The sequence below is a fragment of the Brevibacillus brevis genome (assembly GCF_900637055.1).
In the GTDB taxonomy this organism is placed as follows: Bacteria; Bacillota; Bacilli; order Brevibacillales; family Brevibacillaceae; genus Brevibacillus; species Brevibacillus brevis.
Map to the genome: position 1 here is coordinate 3,060,040 of NZ_LR134338.1, position 23,222 is coordinate 3,083,261.

The following is a 23,222-nucleotide window of genomic DNA, read 5'->3' on the forward strand; positions in this document are numbered from 1 at the left end:
TTCATTACTTGTCTTGGATGAGATCAAGTAAGTCGGCAATCTCTTCATCATCCCAACCGAATTCGGACAGATCACTTGTCGTTGGTGTTGCGGCCGTCTCCGTCTGACCTAGCTCGATCAATTGTCGTAGCGCATTTACATAGTAATCCGCCAAATCTTTGACCGTTTCTTTGCGATAAATCTCTTCACTGAAGGCGATCGTGACAATCAATTGTCCCCCAACGACAGAGCTACCGAAATCCAGCAGGTGCTGACGTTCTGAATTGCGGTTGAAGTTGTCGCCTCTTGCCTCGTTTGCAAAGCCAAACAAGGATTCTGACTCATCGACTGCCTGATCAAGCTGACCGAGGTAGTTGAAGCTAATCTCTGCTTTTGGCAAAGACTTGAACTTTTCAGTCATTTCCTCGTTCAGGTAACGGAGAATTCCATAGCCGATCCCCTTGTTCGGAATGCTACGCAGCTGTTCTTTGGTCGTTTGTAGCGCTTCTTTGAGAGAGGTAGTTCCCCTCGTATCCAAGAGGATGGTATACATGCTCGTGAACCACCCCAAGGTACGGGACAGATCGACATCGTCGAAGAGCTCTTCACGTCCGTGTCCTTCCAAATGGACGAGGGAGGTTTGATTGCCAGTCCAGACGAAGATCGCTTCTGCCAATGCAGTGAGCAAGACGTCATTGATCTGAGTTTGGTAAATCGAAGGCAATTCCTGTATGAGCACTTTGGTTTCTTCCTGCGTAAGTGCAACAGAAACCATCTTGGCAGTAAGCTCTCGGTTCTTTCCGTTCTCATCATCTTTTGGCAGAGCGTTTACTTCAGTATCGAAGCTGCTTAGCCAATAATCCGCTTCCACTCGCAGGCTGTCCGATTGAGCGTACTCCGTCAATTTTTCAGCCCAATACTTGTAGGAGCTAGTCTTTGGCGGCAGTTGCACCTGCTTGCCTTGTAGCAGTTGGGAGCTGGCCTTATTCAAGTCTTCCGTAATGATGCGCCAAGACACACCATCGACTGCCAAGTGGTGAATGACGATTAGCAAGCGGCCTTCCTGTTCACTGCCCAAATCGAAATAGACGGCACGGAGCAACGGACCTTCCGAGAGATGCAAGCTTGCCTGAGCTTCCTCAGAGATTTCCCCGATGCGCTTTACTTGCTCTTCATACGGCAAATGACCCAATTCCTCTACGGTAAATGGAATGATATCTGTCCAATCCTCGTTGATTTGCTTCCATTTTCCATCCTGATGGTAGAAGCGGAGGCGGAGGGCATCATGATGTCCGAGCAAGTGATAGAAAGCTTGTCTCAAAATCTCTGGATCGATCGGTTTAACCGTTAAAAGGACAGATTGGTTCCAGTGGTTGCGATCTGCCAATTTTTGCTCGAAGAACCAGCGCTGAATCGGCAGGAGTGGCACTTCACCTGTGACGATGCCTTGCTCGGCGAAAATGTTAACCGACTCCCCGATCGCAAGTGTCAACTCGGCAATCGTCTGATTTTCGAACAAGAGCTTCGGTGACAAGCGAATTCCAGATTGGGCTGCACGGGCCACGATCTGAATGCTTAGAATCGAATCACCACCGAGTTCGAAGAAGTTATCGTGAATGCCGACTTGCTCTACACCTAGAACCTTTTTCCATATTTCTGCCAAAACTCTCTCGACAAACGTCTCTGGTGCAACGAATTCTCCATTACTCACGGTGTACTCCGGTACAGGTAATGCACGACGGTCTACTTTGCCATTTGGAGTGAGTGGCAGAGTATCCATGATCACGAATGCGGCTGGTACCATGTACTCCGGCAGTTTTTCTTTGAGGTAGCTGTCGAAGTTGCCAGCTTGATCCTCTCCCCCTTCTTCAAGCACGACATACGCGGCCAGTCGTTTCACCCCTGGCATGTCTTCCCGGGCAAGGACGATCGTTTCTTTGACAGAAGGGTGAGTGTACAGGGCGGTTTCAATCTCGCCCAGCTCGACGCGGAAACCACGGATACTCACCTGATCGTCGGCACGACCGATAAACTCGATGTTGCCGTCCGGCAGGTAGCGTACAAGGTCTCCTGTGCGGTACATTTTTGCTCCTCGAATGTGAGCGAACGGATTTTCGACGAAGCGTTCTTGTGTCAGATCAGGACGTTTTAGATACCCGCGACCCAAGCTGTTCCCTGCGATGTACAGTTCACCTGCAACGCCGATCGGCACGGGTTGCAGCTTTGCATCAAGAACGTATACTTGCACATTGTCGATTGGGCGTCCGATTGTTGGTGCAGCTATCTGACCAGCTTGTACAGGAACGATGCCTGCTGTAGCTACGACGGCATTTTCCGTTGGCCCATACTGATTTACCAATGTAAATGGCAGATGAGCCGATGGATAGTGATGCAGTTTGTCACCGCCTGTCAGCATGTAGCGCAAATCTGAATCGGTCGGCCATTCAACAGACATCAAGCTCTCTGCTAATGGCGTTGGCAGGAAGCTGATCGTGATTCCTGAGCCGACGAGCCAATCACGCAGTTTTTCCGGTACGAGACGAATCTCTTCTTGTGGCAGATACAGCGTGGCTCCAGCCGTCAGATACGGCCAGATTTCCCAGACAGCGGCGTCGAATGCTGTTCCGGCGATTTGTGATGCTTTATCCTCTGGCGTGATGTTGTAAGCGTGCTTGTGCCAATAGATGAGATTCAATAGAGCGCGTTGCTCGATTTCCACTCCTTTTGGTGTTCCGGTAGAACCGGAGGTGTAAATGACATAGGCGAGATTGTTCGTTGTCGTCGTGATTTCGGGTGATTCCGTGCACTCATTGGCAATCAAATCCCAATCGATGTCGAGACAAATAAACGCTGCATCACCTGTTGGCAATGCTTCAAGCAAGCGTTCTTGGGTCAATACGATCGGCATGTTCGTGTCATCCATCATGAAGGCAAGGCGTTCCTTTGGATAAGATGGGTCCATCGGAACAAACACGCCGCCTGCTTTGAGAATCCCTAATTGGCCGATCAGCATCTCGAGGGAGCGTTCGACGCAAATACCAACGAGAGTCTCTGTCGTAACCCCCTGTTGTTGCAAGTAGTTCGCCAGTTGATTCGCTTTCGAATCCAGCTCTGCGTAGGTGAGCGAGCCTTCCTCGGAGACAACTGCCAGTTGATTCGGCATTTTCCTTGTCATTTCGGTTACTAGCTCGTGCACTGTCTTCTCATACGTGTAATTTGCAGCTGTGTTGTTCCACGCGAGTATAAGCTGTTCACGTTCATCCGGACGAAGCAGTGGTAACGCCATGATCGAACGATCAGGTTGGGCGACTATTCCCTCCAGTAAATGATGGAAATGATTCACCATTCGCTCCATCGTTGTTTGGTCGAACAAATCTGTATTGTAATCAAACGTAGCGATCAGGCCGTTTGGCGTTTCTCCCATCGTCAAGCTGATGTCGTATTTGGACATCACTTCTTGGTTCTTGCTTTCAAACGGAGCAATCCGTATGCCCTCTAGCTCATGAGTCTGCATTTGGAAGTTTTGCAGAGCGAACATGACTTGGTAGAGCGGCGAATAGCTTAGGCTACGTTCCAACTCCAGCTCATCTATTAACTTTTCAAAGGGCAGGTCTTGATAGGTATATGCCTCCAGTGCAGACTCGCGCACTCTTGCAAGAAGTTCACGGAAGGTTGGAGCGCCAGACATATCGGTTCTCATCGCCAGCGTGTTGATGAAGAATCCTATTAATGACTCCGTTTCTTGTCTATTGCGTCCAGCAACCGGACTTCCGACGATAATGTCGTCTTGACCGCTGTAGCGATGAAGCAGGATTTGGAATGCAGCGAGCAAGGTCATAAAGAGCGTGGCGCCTTCTTGTCGGCTGAGCGTGTGTAATTTTTCCACAAGCTCCGTTGGGAAACTCGTCGTGTATAAGGCTCCATTATATGTCTGTACAGGTGGACGCGGACGATCTGTCGGTAAGGCCAATAGCGGCTCACTGCCACTCAGTTTTGCCTTCCAGTATGCGAGTTGTTGCTCCAGCGCCTCACCTTGTAGCCATTCACGCTGCCAAGCTGCAAAGTCTGCATATTGTAGTGGCATGTCGGTGAGTTGCGGCGTTTCTTCCTTGCGAAGCGCTTCATAAATCGCAACCAGCTCTCGGATGAAAATGTTCATCGACCAGCCGTCAGATACGATATGGTGCATGTTAAGCAGGAAGACGAAATTCTCTTCGCCGATCTGGATGATCGTGGCCCGCAGTAAAGGTCCTGTACTTAGGTCAAATGGCTTGGTAGCCTCTTCTCTCTCCAGGCGATGTACCTCGGTGTCACGCTCTTCTTCTGGTAGATCACGCAAATCAATCTTGCCCAGGCTCCACGCGATTTCTGGGTGAATGACTTGTATCGCTTCCCCGTTGATGTCAGTGAAAGTTGTTCGCAAGCTCTCGTGTCGCTCGATGATCATCTGCAGACTGCGTTCCCATGCATGGATGTTGAGGTGTCCTTGCATCCGCATGGCAGACGGGATGTTGTACAAGGCGCTGTTCGGCATTAAGCGATCCAAGAACCACAAGCGTTGCTGTGCAAATGAGAGCGGTAGATGCTGGTTGCGAGAAACGGGTGCAAGTGGAATGCTGGCAACATTCGATTTGGCTTCCAGTAGTCCGGTTACCTTTTCGCTCATTTGTGCCACGTTCGGATTTTCGAACAAGGCACGGAGTGGTACTTCCACACCAAATGTTTCTTTCAGGCGGGAAACGGTTTGGGTAGCCAAGAGTGAATGTCCACCCAGATCAAAGAAGTCATCGTGGATTCCAATTCCCTCAACGGAAAGAACCTGCGACCAAATATGGGCAACGATTTCCTCTGTTGGTGTACGCGGTGCCACATATTCTTTCTCTGTCTCCCCTTGTCCCCAATCCGGTGCTGGAAGGGCGCGGCGATTTACTTTCCCGTTGACCGTGAGCGGAATCTCTGCCATCCATACGTAACCTGCTGGAACCATGTATTCTGGCAGGGTCTCTTTCAGGTAGTGTATAAGCTCAGCTTCACCCGGTTGTTGTTCGTTCGCTGCAACGAGATAAGCTGCCAAACGCTTGTCGCCTTCCCGATCCTCACGCGCGATAACGACGACATTCTGAACGGCTGGATGCTGTCTGAGTCTATTCTCGATTTCGCCCAGCTCGATTCGATAACCGCGAATTTTGACTTGGTCGTCGATTCGTCCGAGGAATTCGAGCTGTCCGTCTTCCGTATAGCGAACCAGGTCCCCAGTCCGGTAGAGGCGTTCTCCTTCCTTGCCGAACGGATGAGTGATAAAGCGTTCTTTCGTAAGCTCAGGACGATTCCAGTACCCTCTGGCTATTCCTTTTCCGCCGATGTACAGCTCGCCTGGTACGCCGATTGCCACAGGTTGCCGGTTTGCATCCAGTACATACACTTCCACATTAGCAATGGGTCGGCCGATTGACGGATTTTTTTCGTTATTCTCACAACGTATGAGAGTAGCGGTGACGGTTGTTTCTGTTGGTCCGTAGCAGTTAAAGAACTCGAGATCCTTCGCGTGACGGGCGACAAGCTCACGGCTTAACGCTTCTCCGCCGACAATCAGAGTCTTCAGGTCTGGCAAATCCGCTTGTGGCAAGGCAGATACTACGGAGGCAGCCATTGTCACGATCGTGATGCGTTGTTCCTGCAGGACTTGGATCAACTCCGGACCAGGTAAAAGTAATTCGCGATCCTCAATGACTAGCGTGGCGCCAGCGAGCAGGGTCATAGCGATCTCGGAGACAGAAACATCAAAGCTAAAGGATGTGAATTGCAAAACCCGGCTCGTCTCATCGATTTGGAACGAATGGATCAGGGCATGTGTCAAATTGATCACGGAGTGGTGCTCGACCATCACCCCTTTGGGCAATCCAGTTGATCCAGAAGTATAGATGACGTAGGCGAGATGATGCTCGTTGACGCTGCTATCCACGTTTGTGGTTGGCTCCTCTGCCAGTTCATCGCTATCAAGGCAAATGATCTGGTTAGAAGGGACTGGCAGCATGTCTTTCAGCGATTCTTGCGTCAACAAAATGTTCGCTTGCGAATCTTCGATCATGTAGGCAATGCGATCTTGCGGATGCGCCGGATCAATAGGCACATAAGCAGCCCCTGCTTTCATCACACCGAGGAAAGCAATGATCATCTCGAAAGAGCGATCGACGCAAATGCCAACTAGCTTATCCGGTTGCACACCCATTGCAATCAGTCTGTGTGCCAGCTGGTTTGCACGTTTGTTTAGCTCGGCATAAGTCAACTCCGTCTTCTTGTAGACGAGTGCAATCGCATCAGGTGTCTTTTCCACTTGTTTCTCGAATGCCTGATGGACGCAAAGCTGGGTCGGATAATCCACGCTCGTGTCATTCCATTCGACTAATACCTGTTGGCGCTCGCTTTCACTGATCATCGACACCTCTGCAAGGCACTGTTCAGGTTTTGCCATCATGGATTCGAGCAAGTAAGACATCTGGTGCAGTACACGTTCGATATTTTCAGACGCAAATCGGTTTTGCTCGTATTTGATCTTAAGGATGAACTCTTTACCCGGACCGCAGACAACGGTGATTGGATAATTCGTTTGTTCCATTGTCTCCACGTCAGATAATTGCAGTTCATAATGTTCATCTTTTACCGATTCACCAATCGGGTAGTTCTCAAAAATGAAGATGCTCTCGAACAGGGCAGCATTACGCGCCATTTCACTCCAGCCTTGGATGTCAACCAACGGCGTGTACTCAAACTGGCGCAGCTCCACTTGATGTTCTTGAATCTCGCGTAGCCATTCCCGCACCGATTTGTTCGCATCTATCAAAACACGAATCGGCAGAGTGTTAATGAAGAGACCAACCATGCCCTCTACGGTAGGGAGATCAGCCGGTCGACCGGAAACGGTTGCACCGAAGACGACATCATCCGTTGCGGCGTATCGGCTCAGGATGAGAGCCCATGCTCCTTGGACAAGCGTATTCAATGTCAACTGATGGGTACGGACAAAGGCTTGCAAACGTGAAGTCATTTCCGCCGATAAGCGAATTTCTTTCTCTTCGTACACTTTCGGCATTTTTTCCTGGCCGCCTGAGTGGTTACTCATCGCTAATGGTGTAGACTCTTGGAAGTTTTTAAGCTGTTCGCGCCAAAAATGTTCGGCAGCACGCAAGTCTTGGCGCTGTACCCAATCGATGTACGCAGAGAATGGTTGGACGAAGCTGTACGAAACCTCTCGATCTTCCGCTATGGCCACATAAGCACTAAACCAGTCTTTTAGTACAATCGGGACGCTCCAACCATCTAGCAATACATGATGGAAGCTCCACGTGAAGCGATAAATTCCCTCACGTAAGTGGAACAACGTCCAACGCATAAGTGGTGGGGAAGCAATCTCGAAATTGCGTCTACGGTCAGCTTCTAGATAGTGAGCCAGTTCCGCTTTTTGCTGCTCCGTCGTCAAATGGCGAAGGTCGATTTTTTCTACAGATGCTTTTACTTGTTTGCGTACAATCTGATGAGCCTCTAAACCTTCCCAAACAAAGTAGGTACGTAGAATCGGATGTCGATCCACTACCTTTTGCCACGCCTGTTCAAACGCATCGACGTGCAAGCCCTCCATCGTCATGGCAAAGTGAACAATATAGTCTCCCCCCTCTTGCTCGTACAGGGAGTGGAACAGCATGCCACCTTGCAATGGACTGAGTGGATAGACGTTTTCGATCAGGCGATCCTGTCCCAGATGCTTGTCGATAGCACGTTGATCCATTCGCGCTAGTGGGAAGTCAGATGGCGTATAGCCGCCTGCTTCTTCGGACTGGCAGTGCGCAATGATCTCGCGCAAAGCTTCCAGATAGTTGCACGCAAGCTCTTGAATCGTGCTTTCCTCGTGAATATTTTCGCTATATATCCATGAGACATGGAGTTGTTCTCCGGTGATGACACTGTTTACATCAATCAGGTGCTGGCGTATTGTGTCTTTCCCCAGATTGGAGCCTCTTGATTCTTGTGCCATGCCAAATCTCGATTCGGCTTGAACGATCTGATCAAACTGCCCAAGGTAGTTGAAGCTGATTTCTGGCTGCGGCTTTTCACCTAGGAGTTTTTTCAACTCCTCATCCTGACTGAGGTATCGGAAAATGCCGTAGCCGACACCTTTCTTTGGAATGCGACGAAGCTGTTCCTTGACCGCTTTCAAAGCGTCACCCCACGGTTTCGACGGGTCAATTGAAAGCTGTACCGGGTACATGCTCGTAAACCAGCCAACCGTTCGGGATAAGTCCGCTCCTTCGATCATTTCCTCACGTCCGTGCCCTTCCAGATGAACGGCTACTATTTTTTCACCTGTCCAACGATTCATTGCTTTGGTTAAAGCGGTAAGCAATACATCATTGATTTGCAGGCGGTAAGGCGAAAGCGTCTCCTGCAACAACGCGCGAGTTTCTTCAATAGTAAGCGCAAGACTTACTTGCTTGGAGGTTGCATCTGTGTTTTGACTTGGTTCGAAAGCACGGTCAATGGGAAGTGGATTCACTTCATCACTTTGGCCCAGCCAGAACGCTTTTTCCGGCTCGAACGCTTCGGAATTCGCATAGGATTGCAATTGCTCTGCCCATGACTTGAATGAAGTCGTTTTCGCTGGGAATTGTACCGGTTGATCGTTTACAAGTTGCCCGTAAGCTGTTTGCAGATCCTCTAGCAAAATGCGCCAGGAAACACCGTCTATCACCAAATGGTGGGCAACAATCAGCAGACGACCAGGTAGGTCCGCTCCAAGATGGAAGTAAACGGCTTGGAAAACGGGTCCCTCACTTACATGTAGACGTGATTGGACCTCGTTTGCGATTTGCTCCAGACGACCAGCTTGTTCTTCTGCTAAGAAAGTGGACAGATCCACACTACGGAATGGAATGGTATCAGGACGTCCTTCCATATGTTGGGTCCAGCCTTGCTCGGTATGGTTATATCGCATACGTAATGCGTCATGATGAGTGAGCAGACTCTCGATGACACGCTCTAGAACATTCAGGTCAACGGGTTGTTGAACCGTCAAAAGCAAGGATTGGTTCCAATGATGGATCGACGGCTGTTCAGTCGTGAAGAACCACGATTGAATTGGCGTGAGCGGCACCTCTCCCGTCAAGATGCCTTGTTCTGCTTGGATTTTTACTGCTTGTATGCCGCCAGTCTCTGTTACGACTCTTGCCAGTTCCGCGATGGTTTGATTTCTCAAGAGCTGTTTCGGTGTCAAACGAATTCCAGCCTGATTGGCTCGAGAAACAATTTGGATACTCAAGATTGAGTCTCCACCCAACTCGAAAAAGTTGTCATAAATGCCAACGTTGTCAATACCTAGAACATTTTTCCATATATCTGCAAGCGTAGCCTCAATAGCAGTTGTCGGAGCTGCAAAACTGCCTTCTGCTTCATTGTGTAAGAAATCAGGTACAGGCAATGCTTGTCGATCTACCTTACCGTTTGGAGTCAGCGGCAGGTTACCCATGATGACAAATGCAGCTGGCACCATGTACTCAGGCAGCTTTTCCTTTAGATAGCTGCGGAAGTCACTTGCTTGAATTTCTTGTTTTTCTCCAAGTACGACGTAGGCAGCGAGTCGTTTTACGCCCGGAATATCCTCACGTACGAGGACGATGGTTTCTTTTACCGCTGGATGAGTGTACAGAGCCGTTTCAATTTCACCCAGTTCGACCCGGAATCCTCGAATGCTCACCTGATCGTCAGCGCGACCAATGAAATCTATGTTTCCATCTGGCAGGTAACGAACCAGGTCACCAGTTCGGTACATGCGCGCTCCCGGTTTTTGTGAGTATGGATTGGCTACGAACCTCTCTTTGGTTAGATCAGGGCGCTTCAGATAGCCCCGTGCCAAGCTGTCTCCTGCGATATAGAGCTCACCGGCTACACCAATCGGCACAGGTTTTCGCTTTTCATCAAGGACGTATACCTGCACATTATCTATTGGACGTCCGATTGATGGTGCGAAAACATGAGTAGCTTCTGGCGGAACGGCACCTGCTGTGGCGACAACCGCGTTTTCGGTTGGTCCGTATTGGTTCACAAGAGTAAACGGCATTGTTGCGGGTGGGTAATCGTGTAGCTTGTCGCCACCTGTGAGCATATAGCGCAGCTTCGTGTCGCTAGGCCATTCCAAGGTAAGCAACCTTTCCGCCAATGGCGTTGGCAAAAAGCTAATCGTGATACCCGATGCAACAAGCCAATCTCTGAGTTCCTCCGGTACAAGACGAATTTCTTCAGATGGGAGATAAAGCGTTGCTCCCTTTGTCAGGTACGGCCAGATTTCCCAAACAGATGCATCAAAGGCTGTCCCTGCGATTTGTGAAGCTCGATCATTTGAATCTACGCTATACGACCGTTGGTGCCAGAAAATGAGATTTAACAAGGCGGCATGTTCGATTTCTACCCCTTTTGGCGTTCCAGTAGAGCCAGACGTATAGATGACATACGCCAGATTCTCTGTTGTCATTGCCATGTTCGGTGCCTCGCTGCTCTCTTCCGAAATGATAGTCCAATCACGGTCCAAGCAGATGAATGATGCAGTTCCTTCCGGCAATCGCCCTAACAGTCGTTCTTGGGTTAATACAACTGGCATATTGGCATCTTTCATCATGAAAGCAAGGCGCTCTTGTGGATACGCCGTGTCCATTGGGACATAAGCACCGCCAGCTTTGAGTATTCCTAGCTGACCGATAAGCATATCGATGGAACGTTCTACGCAGATGCCGACAAGTGTTTCGGAGGATACTCCCTGTTTTTGCAGGTAGTTCGCTACCTGATTCGCTTTGGCATCCAGTTCTGCATAGGTGATCTGCCCTTCTTCGGAAACAACTGCTAATTGATTTGGCAACTCTTGTGCAATCCGTGCAACCCTTTCATGTACGCATGTTTCACGTTCATAAGGTACATTTGTATCATTCCATTGAAGGAGAAGCTGCTCCTGTTCCATATCGCTCAAGAGAGGTATGGCTGTGACCGGTTGCATCGGATTGATCGAAATCGCCTCCAGCAGGTTGGAGAAATGGTTCCCCATGCGCTCGATCGTTGCTGGATCAAAAAGATCGGTGTTGTACTCGAATGTGGCGATAAGTCCATCAGGTGCTTCTACGGTGGTCAAGGTGATGTCAAACTTGGCGCTTACGCCTTCCTGACCTCTGTGGAAAGGCTCGATGCGAATCTGGGACAATTCTTGTACTTCCATCGGGATGTTTTGCAGTACGAACATCACTTGGAACAACGGTGAGTAGCTCAGGCTTCGTTCCAGCTCCAGTTCATCTACCAGTTTTTCAAACGGCAGGTCTTGATGCGCATAAGCTTCCAGTGCGGTCTCTCGTACTTTTGCAAGCAAGTCTCGGAAGGTTGGCTCCCCAGACATGTCCGTACGCATGACCAAGGTGTTAATGAAGAAACCAATAAGTGACTCCATTTCCTGTCGATTTCGTCCTGCGACCGGACTTCCGACGAGGATGTCATTTTGACCACTGTAGCGATAGAGCAGTGTCTGAAAGGCAGCTAGCAAAGTCATGAATAAGGTTGATCCTTCTTCACGGCTAAGCGCTTTTAGATCGGCAAGCAGTTTTTCTGAGAGCCTAATCGTATGCATCGCCCCTTTATGGCTCTGAACGGCAGGGCGTGGACGATCTGTCGGCAATCTCAGAAGTGGTTCTGCATCGCCTATTTGTTTTTTCCAGTACGCCAATTGTTGCTCCAATACTTCTCCTTGCAACCAATTGCGTTGCCATGCCGCATAGTCTGCATATTGCAGCGGCATTTCGGCAAGCTGTGGTGTTTCTCCAGCAGATAACGCTTCGTAGATGGAGACTAACTCACCCATGAATACACTCATGGACCATCCATCCGCAATGATGTGGTGTAAATTGAGCAAAAATACATACGCTTGTTCATCCATGCAAATCAGTTTTGCCCGCAATAACGGCCCTTGATTCAGATGAAACGATTGTTCTGCATCTTCTATGGCGAGACGCAATGCTTCTACTTCTCGCTCCTCTTCGTTCCAGTCTCGTAAGTCGATTCGTTCCAGGTTCCACTCAATATTCGGGTAAATAACTTGAACAGCTTCTCCATTGATATCGGAGAAAGTTGTACGCAAGCTCTCATGACGTTGGATGATCAGCTTGAGACTGCGCTCCCACGCATCGACGTCTAGCTCACCGATCAGACGAACAGCAGATGGGATGTTGTATACGGAACTGTCTGGCAACAGCTTGTCCAAATACCACAAACGTTGTTGCGCAAACGAGAGCGGCAAGTGTTCGTCACGCGACACTGGCACGGGCGGGATGTCAGTAAGACCCGCTTCCCCTTGTAACAATGTCGTAATTTTTTCACTGATCGCAGCCGTTGTCGGATAATCAAACAGCGTACGAAGCGGCATGTCTACGCCAAAAGCTTGACGCATACGGGAAATCGCTTGGGTAGCCAGGAGGGAATGTCCCCCTCGTTCAAAGAAATCGTCGTGAATCCCGACTTGCTCAACGGCAAGCACCTGTGTCCAAATGTTCGCCACTATTTCTTCTGCTGGTGTGCGAGGTGCGACATACTCTTGTTGTGTGGTCAAAAGTCCCCAATCCGGTGTAGGCAGTGCTCGGTGGTCTACTTTTCCGTTGACCGTAAGCGGAATAGCCTCCATCCAGACTATGCCTGCTGGAATCATGTAATCTGGCAATGTCTCTTTCAGATAGAGAGCGAGCTCCTCTGTAGCTGGCTTCTCTTCACCCATTGCAACCAGATAAGCAGCCAAACGATTGTCTCGTACGGTAATGACAGCTTCCCGAATCGCAGAGTGCTTTCTCAATGCGTTTTCGATTTCGCCTAATTCGATGCGGAAGCCGCGAATTTTCACCTGATTATCGATACGTCCGAGGAATTCGAGGTTACCGTCTTGCAAATAGCGCACCTGATCCCCCGTGCGATACAGACGTTCACCTTCCGCTCCAAACGGATGAGTGATAAAGCGTTCCGCTGTAAGCTCTGGACGATTCCAGTAACCGCGTGCCAAGCCTTTTCCACCAATGTACAGCTCACCTGGTACGCCTATAGGGACAGGCTTCAGATTGGCATCTAATACGTAGATGGTTGCATTGGCGATTGGGCGGCCAATTGGCGTGCTCGTCAGATTCGCATCCAAAAGCATCAGCGTAGTGCAAACGGTTGCCTCCGTTGGTCCGTAGCAATTGAAAAATTGACGATGCTTTGCATAGCGAGTGATGAGCTCATTGCTTGGTGCTTCGCCACCGATCACTAATGTTTTCAGATCAGGCAGGTCGGCGTCAGGTAATGCTGCCAGTACAGCGGGCACCGTCATCACAGTTGTGATTTGTTTTTCTTGCAAGACAGAGATGAGTTCAGGGCCTGGCAAGAGCATTTCCCGATCCTCAATGACTAAGGTCGCACCCGAAATCAAAGCCATGACGATCTCAGCAACAGATACGTCAAAGCTGAACGAACATAACTGCAAGACGCGGCTAGACGGTTGGACTTGGAACAAATCGATCAGGTAATAAGCCATATTCATCGCACTATGGTGTTCGACCATTACGCCTTTGGGCAAGCCAGTGGAACCAGATGTGTAAATGACATAGGCAAGATTTTGTTCTGTAATCCCACTTGCCACATCGTAAACAGGTTCATTGTCCAGAGCATTACTGTCAAGGCAAATGACCTGAGCCTTTGTTGTACCCAAATGGTTTGCCAGAGATTGCTGGGTCAACACGATGTTTGCCTGCGAATCCTCGATCATGTAGGCAATACGCTCTAGCGGATGTGCCGGGTCGATTGGAACATAGGCGGCACCTGCTTTCATCACACCGAGAATCCCAACGATCATCTCAGGAGAGCGCTCGATGCAAATCCCGACGAGCGTATCTGGTTTCACGCCTTGGGCAAGGAGATGATGCGCCAATTGGTTCGCTCGCTGGTTCAGTTCGGCATACGTCATTTCCATCTCTTTGTACATGAGTCCGATCGCATCTGGCGCCTTTTTTACTTGGTGTTCAAATGCTTGATGAATGCAAAGCCCGGTTGGATAATCCGTCTTCGTTTCGTTCCACTCGACCAAAACCTGCTCTTGTTCGCTTCCGCTGATCATGCGCACATCAGCCAGAGATTGATCAGGATTTGCTGTCATCGATTGAAGCAGAAGTGTCATTTGCTCTAGGACACGTTCGATACGTTCATGATCGAATCGGTTTTGATCAAAAACGATTTTGAGGACAAATTCTTTGCCAGGGCCACATACTACGGTAAGTGGATAGTTTGTTTGCTCCGCAGAGTCTACATCAGAAATCTGAATACTGCTGTCCATTTCTTTTACAGACTCGTCGATCGGGTAGTTCTCAAAGATAAAAATACTTTCGAACAGAGATGTGTTGCGCCCGAATTCACTCCAACTTTGGATGTCAACCAGCGGCGTGTACTCATATTGGCGAATCTCCAGTTGCATTTCTTGCAATTCCCACAGCCATACCCGAACGGTTTTGCTTGGATCGAGTGTGATTCGAACCGGAAGCGTATTGATGAACAGACCAACCATATTTTCTACGCCATGCAAATCGGCTGGACGTCCTGAACCAGTGGCCCCGAATACGACATCTGCTTCACCACTGTAAGCTCCGAGGATCATTCCCCACGCACTTTGTATTAATGTATTCAGCGTTACCTGATGCTGACGGGCAAATGATTGCAGATGTTCTGTAAACTCGGTTGAGAATCGGATAAAGCGCTCGTCGTAGGTTTTTGGTTCTCCGATGGATTGGAGAGCTTGTCCGAGATTGATTTGTGTCGGTCCGTATATCCCTTTCAAATGGTTGCGCCAGAAGCGTTCCGCAGCTTGCAAGTCTTGACGCTGGATCCACGCAACATACTGGGAAAATGGCTGTACAGCCCCAAGCTGAATGTCTCTTCCATCTGCCAGCGCTAGATAAGCGGCAAACCAGTCTTTCAGGACAAGCGGCAAGCTCCAGCCGTCCAGTAATACGTGGTGGAAGCTCCAGATAAAGCGATACGCTTCGTTGCTAATCCTGAACAAAGTCAAACGCATGAGAGGTGGTTCTGTAATGGAGAAGTTCCGCTTGCGATCCTCTTCCAAAAATGCGTCTAACGCTGCTTTCTGCCTATCCGTCGGCAAATGTCGCAGATCTCTCTCATCAACTGTCACCCGTACGTGCTTGCGGACAATTTGATGCGGATTGACTACTCCATCCCAGATAAAGGAGGTACGCAGAATAGAATGACGATCGATGACTTTTTGCCATGCTTGCTGGAAAGCATCGACCTGCAAATGATGGATCGTCATGGAGAATTGAACCACATAGTCTCCGCCCTCTTGTTCGTACAGGGAATGGAAAAGCATTCCTTCCTGTAACGGCGTCAGTGGATAGACGTTCTCGATAGAGTGATCTCTACCCACATAAGTGTCGATTGTACGCTGATCCAGACGAGACAACGGGAAGTCAGAAGGAGTATAGCCCCCTGCTTCTTCGGAGCGGCAATGTGCCATAATCTCACGCAAGGCGTCCATATAATCACGAGCAACTGCTTCCACCGTACTTTTCTCGTGGATGTTTTCGTTGTAAAACCAAGTGACATGCAGTTGTTCTCCGGAAATGACGCTGTTTACATCGATTAAATGCGCCCGAATGGAATCAGATGCAAGATTCGAGCCTCTCGATTCAGCAGCCATACCGAACTTAGCGTTAGACGAGACTACCTGATCAAACTGGCCGAGGTAGTTGAAGCTGATCTCTGGCTTCATTCGAGACTTCAACTGCTCTTTCAGCTCGTCATCCTGACTTAAGTAGTGCAGGATACCATAGCCAACTCCATTTTGCGGAATGGCTCGAAGCTGTTCTTTGACCGCTTTCAGCAGTTCGCTCCACGGTTTCGTCTGGTCAAGCGTAAGCTGTACAGGATACATACTCGTGAACCAGCCAACGGTGCGGGATAAATCTGCTCCTTCCAAAATTTCCTCGCGTCCATGCCCCTCGAGATGGAAAGATAACGTCTGTTTCCCTGTCCAACGGTGCATCGCTTTTGTTAAGGCAGCGAGTAATACATCGTTTATTTTCAGTCGGTAAGGAGAAAGTGTTTCCTGCAACAGGGCACGGGTTTCTCCTGCGTTTAACGAGAATGTTACTTGTTTGGTTGTCGCTTCCGTGTTCTGACTTGATTCATAAAGGTGATCAATCGGGATTGGACTCGCCTCATGATCTTGTTTGAGCCAGTACTCTTTTTCTTGCAGGATGGCGTCTGAATTGGCATACGCGACTAATTGCTCAGCCCACATCTTGAACGAAGTCGTCTTTGCTGGCATTTGTACGTCTTGACCGTTCGCTATTTGATCATAGGTATGTTGCAGATCCTCCAGCAAAATACGCCACGATACACCGTCAACAACTAAGTGGTGAATGACGAGCAACAGTCGGCCAGCTTGCTCTTCGCCCATGTTGAAGTACACGGCTTGTACGACGGGACCCTCTGTGATATTTAGGCTCGCTTGTACTTCTTGGGAGATTTCCTCCAGTCTGGACTCCTGTTCCTGTTTAGGGAGATTAGAAAGATCCACGCTACGGAATGGAACGTTCTCTTCAAGACCTTCCATCATTTGTGTCCACATGCCGTCCTGGTGTGAAAAGCGCATGCGCAACGCATCATGATGGGCCAATAGGCTCTCGATTGTTTGCTCCAGTACAACAAGGTCTACTGGCTGCTGAACAGTCAGAAGGACCGACTGATTCCAGTGGTGCAGCGACGGTTGATTGGATTCAAGGAACCAATTTTGGATGGGAGTGAGCGGTACATTTCCAGTAACAGCGCCCTGTTCATTTTTCCATTTTGTATCTGTTGCTTGGCTCAAATCAGTAACAACGCGCAGCAATTCTGCAATGGTTTGATTTTCAAAAAGTTGCTTGGGTGTGAAATGAATTCCGGCATGATTGGCTCTTGCGACGATCTGGATACTGAGAATGGAGTCGCCGCCCAATTCGAAAAAGTTGTCGTAGATGCCGATGTTCGCAACGCCCAGCACACTTTTCCAGATACCCGCCAATTTCATTTCCAGATCCGTTGCAGGTGCTACATAACCGCTATCCGCCTCATTTCGGGAATAGTCAGGGATTGGTAGCGCCCGTCGATCCACTTTTCCGTTCGGTGTCAGCGGGAAGCTGTCCAACTTCACGAAGGCGGATGGGATCATGTACTCTGGCAGCTTATCCTTGAGATAGGATCGCATCTCGCTGTTAGTAACCTCTGTTTCTTCTGCAAAAACGAGGTAGGCGGCTAGGCGCTTGTCTCCAGGAGTTTCCTCTCTCACCATGAGTACTGTTTCTTTTACAGCCGGGTGGCTCTGCAACACCGTCTCGATTTCGCCCAGTTCAATTCGGAAGCCGCGGATTTTTACTTGGTTGTCGATACGTCCGATAAACTCAATCGTGCCATCAGGCAAATAACGAACCAAGTCACCGGTACGGTACAGGCGAGAACCTCCTTGTGGGTCAAACGGATTCTCCACAAAACGCTCTGCTGTTAACTCCGGATTGTTCAAATAACCGAGAGCGAGACCATCTCCGCCGATATATAATTCGCCTGCTGCCCCCAGAGGGACAGGTTGTTGATGTTTGTCCAATACGTACACCGTGGTATTGCTGATCGGTCGGCCGATTGGGAAGGAGCTGACGCCTTCCGGAAGCTCCGTGACGGGATTGCAGCAAGTAAACGTCGTGTTTTCCGTCGGGCCATATCCGTTAATCACCGTGATATCGCCAAGTGAAAGGACCTTGCGTACATGGGATGCGGAAACAACATCCCCACCGACAAGGAGTTGGCGCACGCCACGCAAGTACTCCACCTTGTGGTCAACCATGACCGTGAACAGACCAGCCGTCAGCCAAAGTGTCGTCACCTTGTGATTCTGAATCGTCTCTCCCAGTTCATCGAGTGAAGGCTGATGTGGCGGCATCAACACCAGCTTCGCACCGTTTAACAACGCCCCCCAAATTTCAAAGGTAGCAGCATCAAACGATACAGTAGAGGCTTGCAGGAACACGTCCTCTTCCGTAATAGTCACGTAGTTCGTGTTTTTGATCAGGCGAACAATCCCGCGATGAACGACCAGCACTCCTTTTGGTGTACCTGTTGAACCAGATGTGTAAATGACGTAGGCGAGACTGTCCGCGCTCATATCTACTTGAGGGGCAACGGTGCTTTCATCTGTCCATTTTTCCCCAACAAGGTCGAGATTGAGAATGGTAAGCTCTCGTTCATGCCACTTGTCAGCCAAATGCTCCTGTGTTAATAAAATCGAAATCTTAGCATCTGCCAGCATGAAAGCCAGACGTTCTTGGGGATACGCCGGATCGAGTGGCACATACGCTCCACCTGCTTTGAGAATTCCCAGCATACCAACGAGCATATCTAACGAGCGTTCTACGCAAAGCCCGACAAAAGTACCTATTTCTACTCCTTGCTTTTGCAAGTAGTTGGCAAGCTGATTGGCTTTTGCCTCCAGCTCGGCGTAGGTCAACTGTTCTTCCCCCGCAACGACGGCGATACGATCTGGGTATTGGGCCGCTGTTTCAGCAAACAGTTGTGGAACGGTTTTATCCCGCGGGTAGTCGCTCGCTGTGTTGTTAAGCTCTACCACCTGTTGATTTCGTTCGCTCTCCCTTAGAAGATCAAGTTTTTCAATCGACTCCTCTGGTTGGGCGATGATAGCCTCAAGCAGATTTTGCAAATGACCAGTCATTCGCTCTATCGTCGATCTGTCGAACAAATCTGTGCTGTACTCAAAGGAAGCCACAAGTCCGTCTGCCTGCTCTCTCATTGTCAATGTGAGATCAAACTTGGAGGTCGTCAAATGTCGCTCAGAATCCAATGGTGTGAGCTGAATGCCGGACGTTACTGCTTCCTCCAGCGGGAAGTTTTGCAGGACAAACATGACCTGGAACAACTGCGAGTGGCTGAGGCTACGCTCCAGCTGTAGCTCATCGACCAATTTTTCAAAAGGCAAATCTTGATGTGCATATGCCTCCAGCGCTGTTTCGCGAACGCGTGCCAGTAATTCTGTAAATGTCACATCTCCTGTTACGTTGGTTCGAAGTGCCAAAGTGTTGACGAAGAATCCAATCAAATTCTCGGTTTCTTGACGATTGCGTCCAGCTACCGGACTTCCCACAACGATGTCTTCTTGACCACTATAGCGGTATAGAAGGGTTTGGAATGCAGCCAGCAACGTCATAAACAAGGTAGAATTGGACTCCTGGCTAAGTCCTTTCAATTTGGCGAGCAAGTCCGCAGAAAAGGTCTCGGTGTAAATGGCTCCTTTATAGGATTGCACAGCAGGGCGCGAACGGTCCGTCGGCAGTGCTAGAAGCGGCTCTGCACCACTCAGTTTTTCTTTCCAATAAGTAACCTGCTGCTCCAAGATTTCGCCATCCAGCCACTCACGCTGCCATGTGGCGAAATCCGCATATTGAATCGGTAGCTCTGCTAGCTCGGGTGTTTCTTGTTTGCTGAAGGCTTCGTAATTGGCAAGCAATTCGCGATAGAAGATGCCCATCGACCAGCCATCAGAGATGATGTGGTGCATGTTGATCAAGAAGACATATGCGTGATCATCTGTTTGGATCATTGTCGCGCGTATCAGCGGTCCTTGTCCAAGGGCAAATGCTCGGGCAGCATCGGCTTCGGCCAATTGCTCTATCTTTTGTTCTTTCTTTTCAGCGGATAGGTCGCGTAAGTCCAGAATGTCCATTTTCCAGTCCATATGCGGATGAATGACTTGTACGGATTGTCCGTCTATTTCGTGGAACGTGGTACGCAAGCTTTCGTGACGCAATATGATCGCCTGTAAACTCTTCTCCCATGCCACTACGTCGAGTTCGCCTTGCAAGCGAAGGGCAGATGGGATGTTGTACATCGGACTTTCTGGCATGAATCGATCAAAGAACCACAATCGCTGTTGGGCAAAAGACAACGGCAGATTGCTTTGTCTTGACACAGGCTGAATCGATCCACCAATCGCTTCTTTCTCTCCCAAATGAAGTGCTGCTCCCTGTTCACTCCATGCTGCAATGGTCGGATTTTCAAAAATGGAGCGCACCGTCTGCTCTATTCCAAAAGCCTCTCGTAGGCGTGAAATGGCTCGTGTCGCCAATAGTGAATGCCCACCAAGCTCGAAAAAGTTATCGTGAATCCCCACTTTTTCGACTCCAAGCACCTGCGACCATATGTTGGCAATCAGCTCTTCTACCTGATTGCGCGGCTCCATATAGCCTTTGTCGGAAGCTGGATTTGTCCATTCCGGTTCCGGCAGTTGTTTGCGGTCGATTTTACCATTTGCCGTCAAAGGCATCGCATCAAGGAAAATATAAAATGATGGCCCCATGAATTCTGGCAACTTCGTTTTTGTCCATGCACGCAATTCAGAAGTTTCGAGCGCGATGCCGCCTGAAACGGTAAGATACGCAGTTACATGCTTCTCGCCCGGCTTACTCTCACGGACCATGACCACAACTTCGTTCACAGCCGGATGCAAGCTGAGTGCTGCTTCCACCTCACCTAATTCGATGCGGAACCCGCGGATTTTTACTTGGTTGTCGATACGCCCGATAAACGCAATCGTGCCATCAGGCAAATAACGAACCAAGTCACCAGTGCGGTACAGGCGAGAACCTCCTTGTGGGTCAAACGGATTCTCCACAAAACGCTCTGCGGTTAACTCCGGATTGTTCAAATAACCGAGAGCGAGACCATCTCCGCCTATATATAATTCGCCTGCTGCACCCAGAGGGACAGGCTGTTGATGTTTGTCCAATACGTACACGGTGGTATTGCTGATCGGTCTGCCGATCGGGAAGGAGTTGACGCCTTCCGGAAGCTCCGTGACGGGATTGCAGCAAGTAAACGTCGTGTTTTCCGTCGGACCATATCCGTTAATCACCGTGATATCGCCAAGTGAAAGGACCTTGCGTACATGGGATGCGGAAACAACATCCCCACCGACAAGGAGTTGGCGCACGCCACGCAAGTACTCCACCTTGTGGTCAACCATGACCGTGAACAGACCAGCCGTCAGCCATAGTGTCGTTACCTTGTGATTCTGAATCGTCTCTCCCAGTTCATCGAGTGAAGGCTGATGCGGAGGCACCAACACCAGCTTCGCTCCGTTTAGCAACGCCCCCCAAATTTCAAAGGTAGCAGCATCAAACGATACGGTAGAGGCTTGCAGGAACACGTCCTCTTCCGTAATGGTCACGTAGTTCGTGTTTTTGATCAGGCGAACAATCCCGCGATGGACGACCAGCACTCCTTTTGGTGTACCTGTTGAACCTGATGTGTAAATGACGTAGGCGAGACTGTCCGCGCTTATATCTACTTGAGGAGCGACTGTGCTTTCTTCTGTCCACTTTTCCTCAGCAAGTTCGAGATTGAGAACGGTAAGCTCTTGTCCTTGCCACCTGTCAGATAAATGCTCCTGTGTCAATAAAATCGAAATCTTAGCATCTGCCAGCATGAAAGCCAGACGTTCTTGGGGATACGCCGGATCGAGTGGCACATACGCTCCACCTGCTTTGAGAATCCCCAGCATACCAACGAGCATATCTGACGAGCGCTCTACGGATAGTCCAACAAAAGTACCTGTTTCTACTCCTTGCTTTTGCAAGTAGTTGGCAAGCTGATTGGCTTTTGCCTCCAGCTCGGCGTATGTCAACTGTTCCTCCCCCGCAACGACGGCGATACGATCTGGGTATTGGGCCGCTGTTTCAGCAAACAGTTGTGGAACGGTTTTATCCCGCGGGTAGTCGCTCGTTGTATCGTTTAGCCCGACCAGTAGATGCTGTCTTTCTTCTTGACTGAGAAAAGAGATTGAGGACAGGCGTTGTTTCGGATTCTCGACAATTGCTACTAGAATGGATGCCATTTGGTCAAGTGTCCGTTCGATCGCTGCCTGCTCAAAGCGGTCTGTCCTGTACATCATTTTGATGCGAAACTGCTCGCCCGGAATCCCGACAATCGTGAGCGGATTATCTACTTCTTGGAAGTGCTGTACATGAGAGATGGAAAAACCGAATTCCTTCTCTTCCCCTTCTCCCAGCGGATAGTTCTCAAATACGAAAATACTTTCAAACAGTGGTAGTCCACGCGGTACATCCGTCCAGCCCTGGATATCCACCAATGGAGAGTATTCATACTGTCGGACTCTAGATTGCTGATCCTGTAACTCCTTGAACCACTGATCCAACGTTTGCTCAGGATCGACTTTCGTTTTCATCGGCAACGTGTTGATAAACATTCCAACCATCTGCTCTACACCTGGCAGATCGCTCGGGCGCCCGGAACCGGTTACGCCGTAAACCACGCTTTCTTCTCCGCTCAAACGGCTGAGGAGAATAGCCCATGCCCCTTGCACGATGGTGTTGATCGTAACCTTATACGTTCGAGCTAATTTCAAGAGAGCTTTCGTGACTTCATCAGTCAAGGTTCGCGTCGATTCATGAATCCCTTTTTCCTGCTCTGAATCTCTCAATGGATAAGATTCGAAGGGAAGAGGTGTGGGACTTTCGACGGACGCTAGGAATTCGCGCCAGAACTTTTCAGACTCCGTCTTGTCCTGACGGCGAAGCCAGGAGATATAATCTTTGAATGGCTTTGGCTGTGGAAGTCTCAAGTCTTTGCCTTGGCAGTACGCCTCATAGAAATCGAGGACTTCCTGAAAAAGAATGGGGCTGCTCCATCCATCCAAGAGCAAATGGTGAAAGGTCCAGATGAACTGGTGCACATCTTTGGCCTTTTTGATGACCGTCACTCGCATGAGTGGGGCTTCGCTCAAGTCGAAGCCCGCCTCTTTTTCTTTTTGCAAAAACGATGTCAGCATGGTTTCCTGCTTTTCATCGGTGTGATGTGACCAGTCTTCCTGGTGTATGGAAAAAGGAACACTTTCGAAGACCACCTGAAGCGGCTTCTCTACCTCTTCCCAAAGGAATCCAGTACGCAAAATGGAATGTCTTTGAACCACTTTATTCCAGGCTTTTTCAAAGTTGACGATGTCAAGCTCGCCTGTAAGAATGGCAATGTTCTGCACCATATAGGCTGAACCCTCAGAGTACAGCGAATGGAACAACATCCCTTCTTGCAGCGGGGATAAGGTGTATAGATCGGTAAAATCCCCCATTGGA

General features: G+C 49.4%; 1 protein-coding gene. It reads right to left on the reverse strand.

Annotated elements, in window-relative coordinates; all coding sequences use genetic code 11:
• Positions 1 to 4 precede the first annotated feature (4 nt).
• A complete protein-coding gene (lgrC, locus tag EL268_RS33715; protein ID WP_106655317.1) occupies positions 5 to 23,218 on the reverse strand; it encodes a linear gramicidin non-ribosomal peptide synthetase LgrC in 23,214 nt (7,737 codons plus the stop codon).
• Positions 23,219 to 23,222 lie beyond the last annotated feature (4 nt).

Bases quoted from the DNA above. Each gene is read 5' to 3' on its own strand.
- lgrC (WP_106655317.1), bottom strand. From the start codon at position 23,218: ATGGGGGATTTTACCGATCTATACACCTTATCCCCGCTGCAAGAAGGG.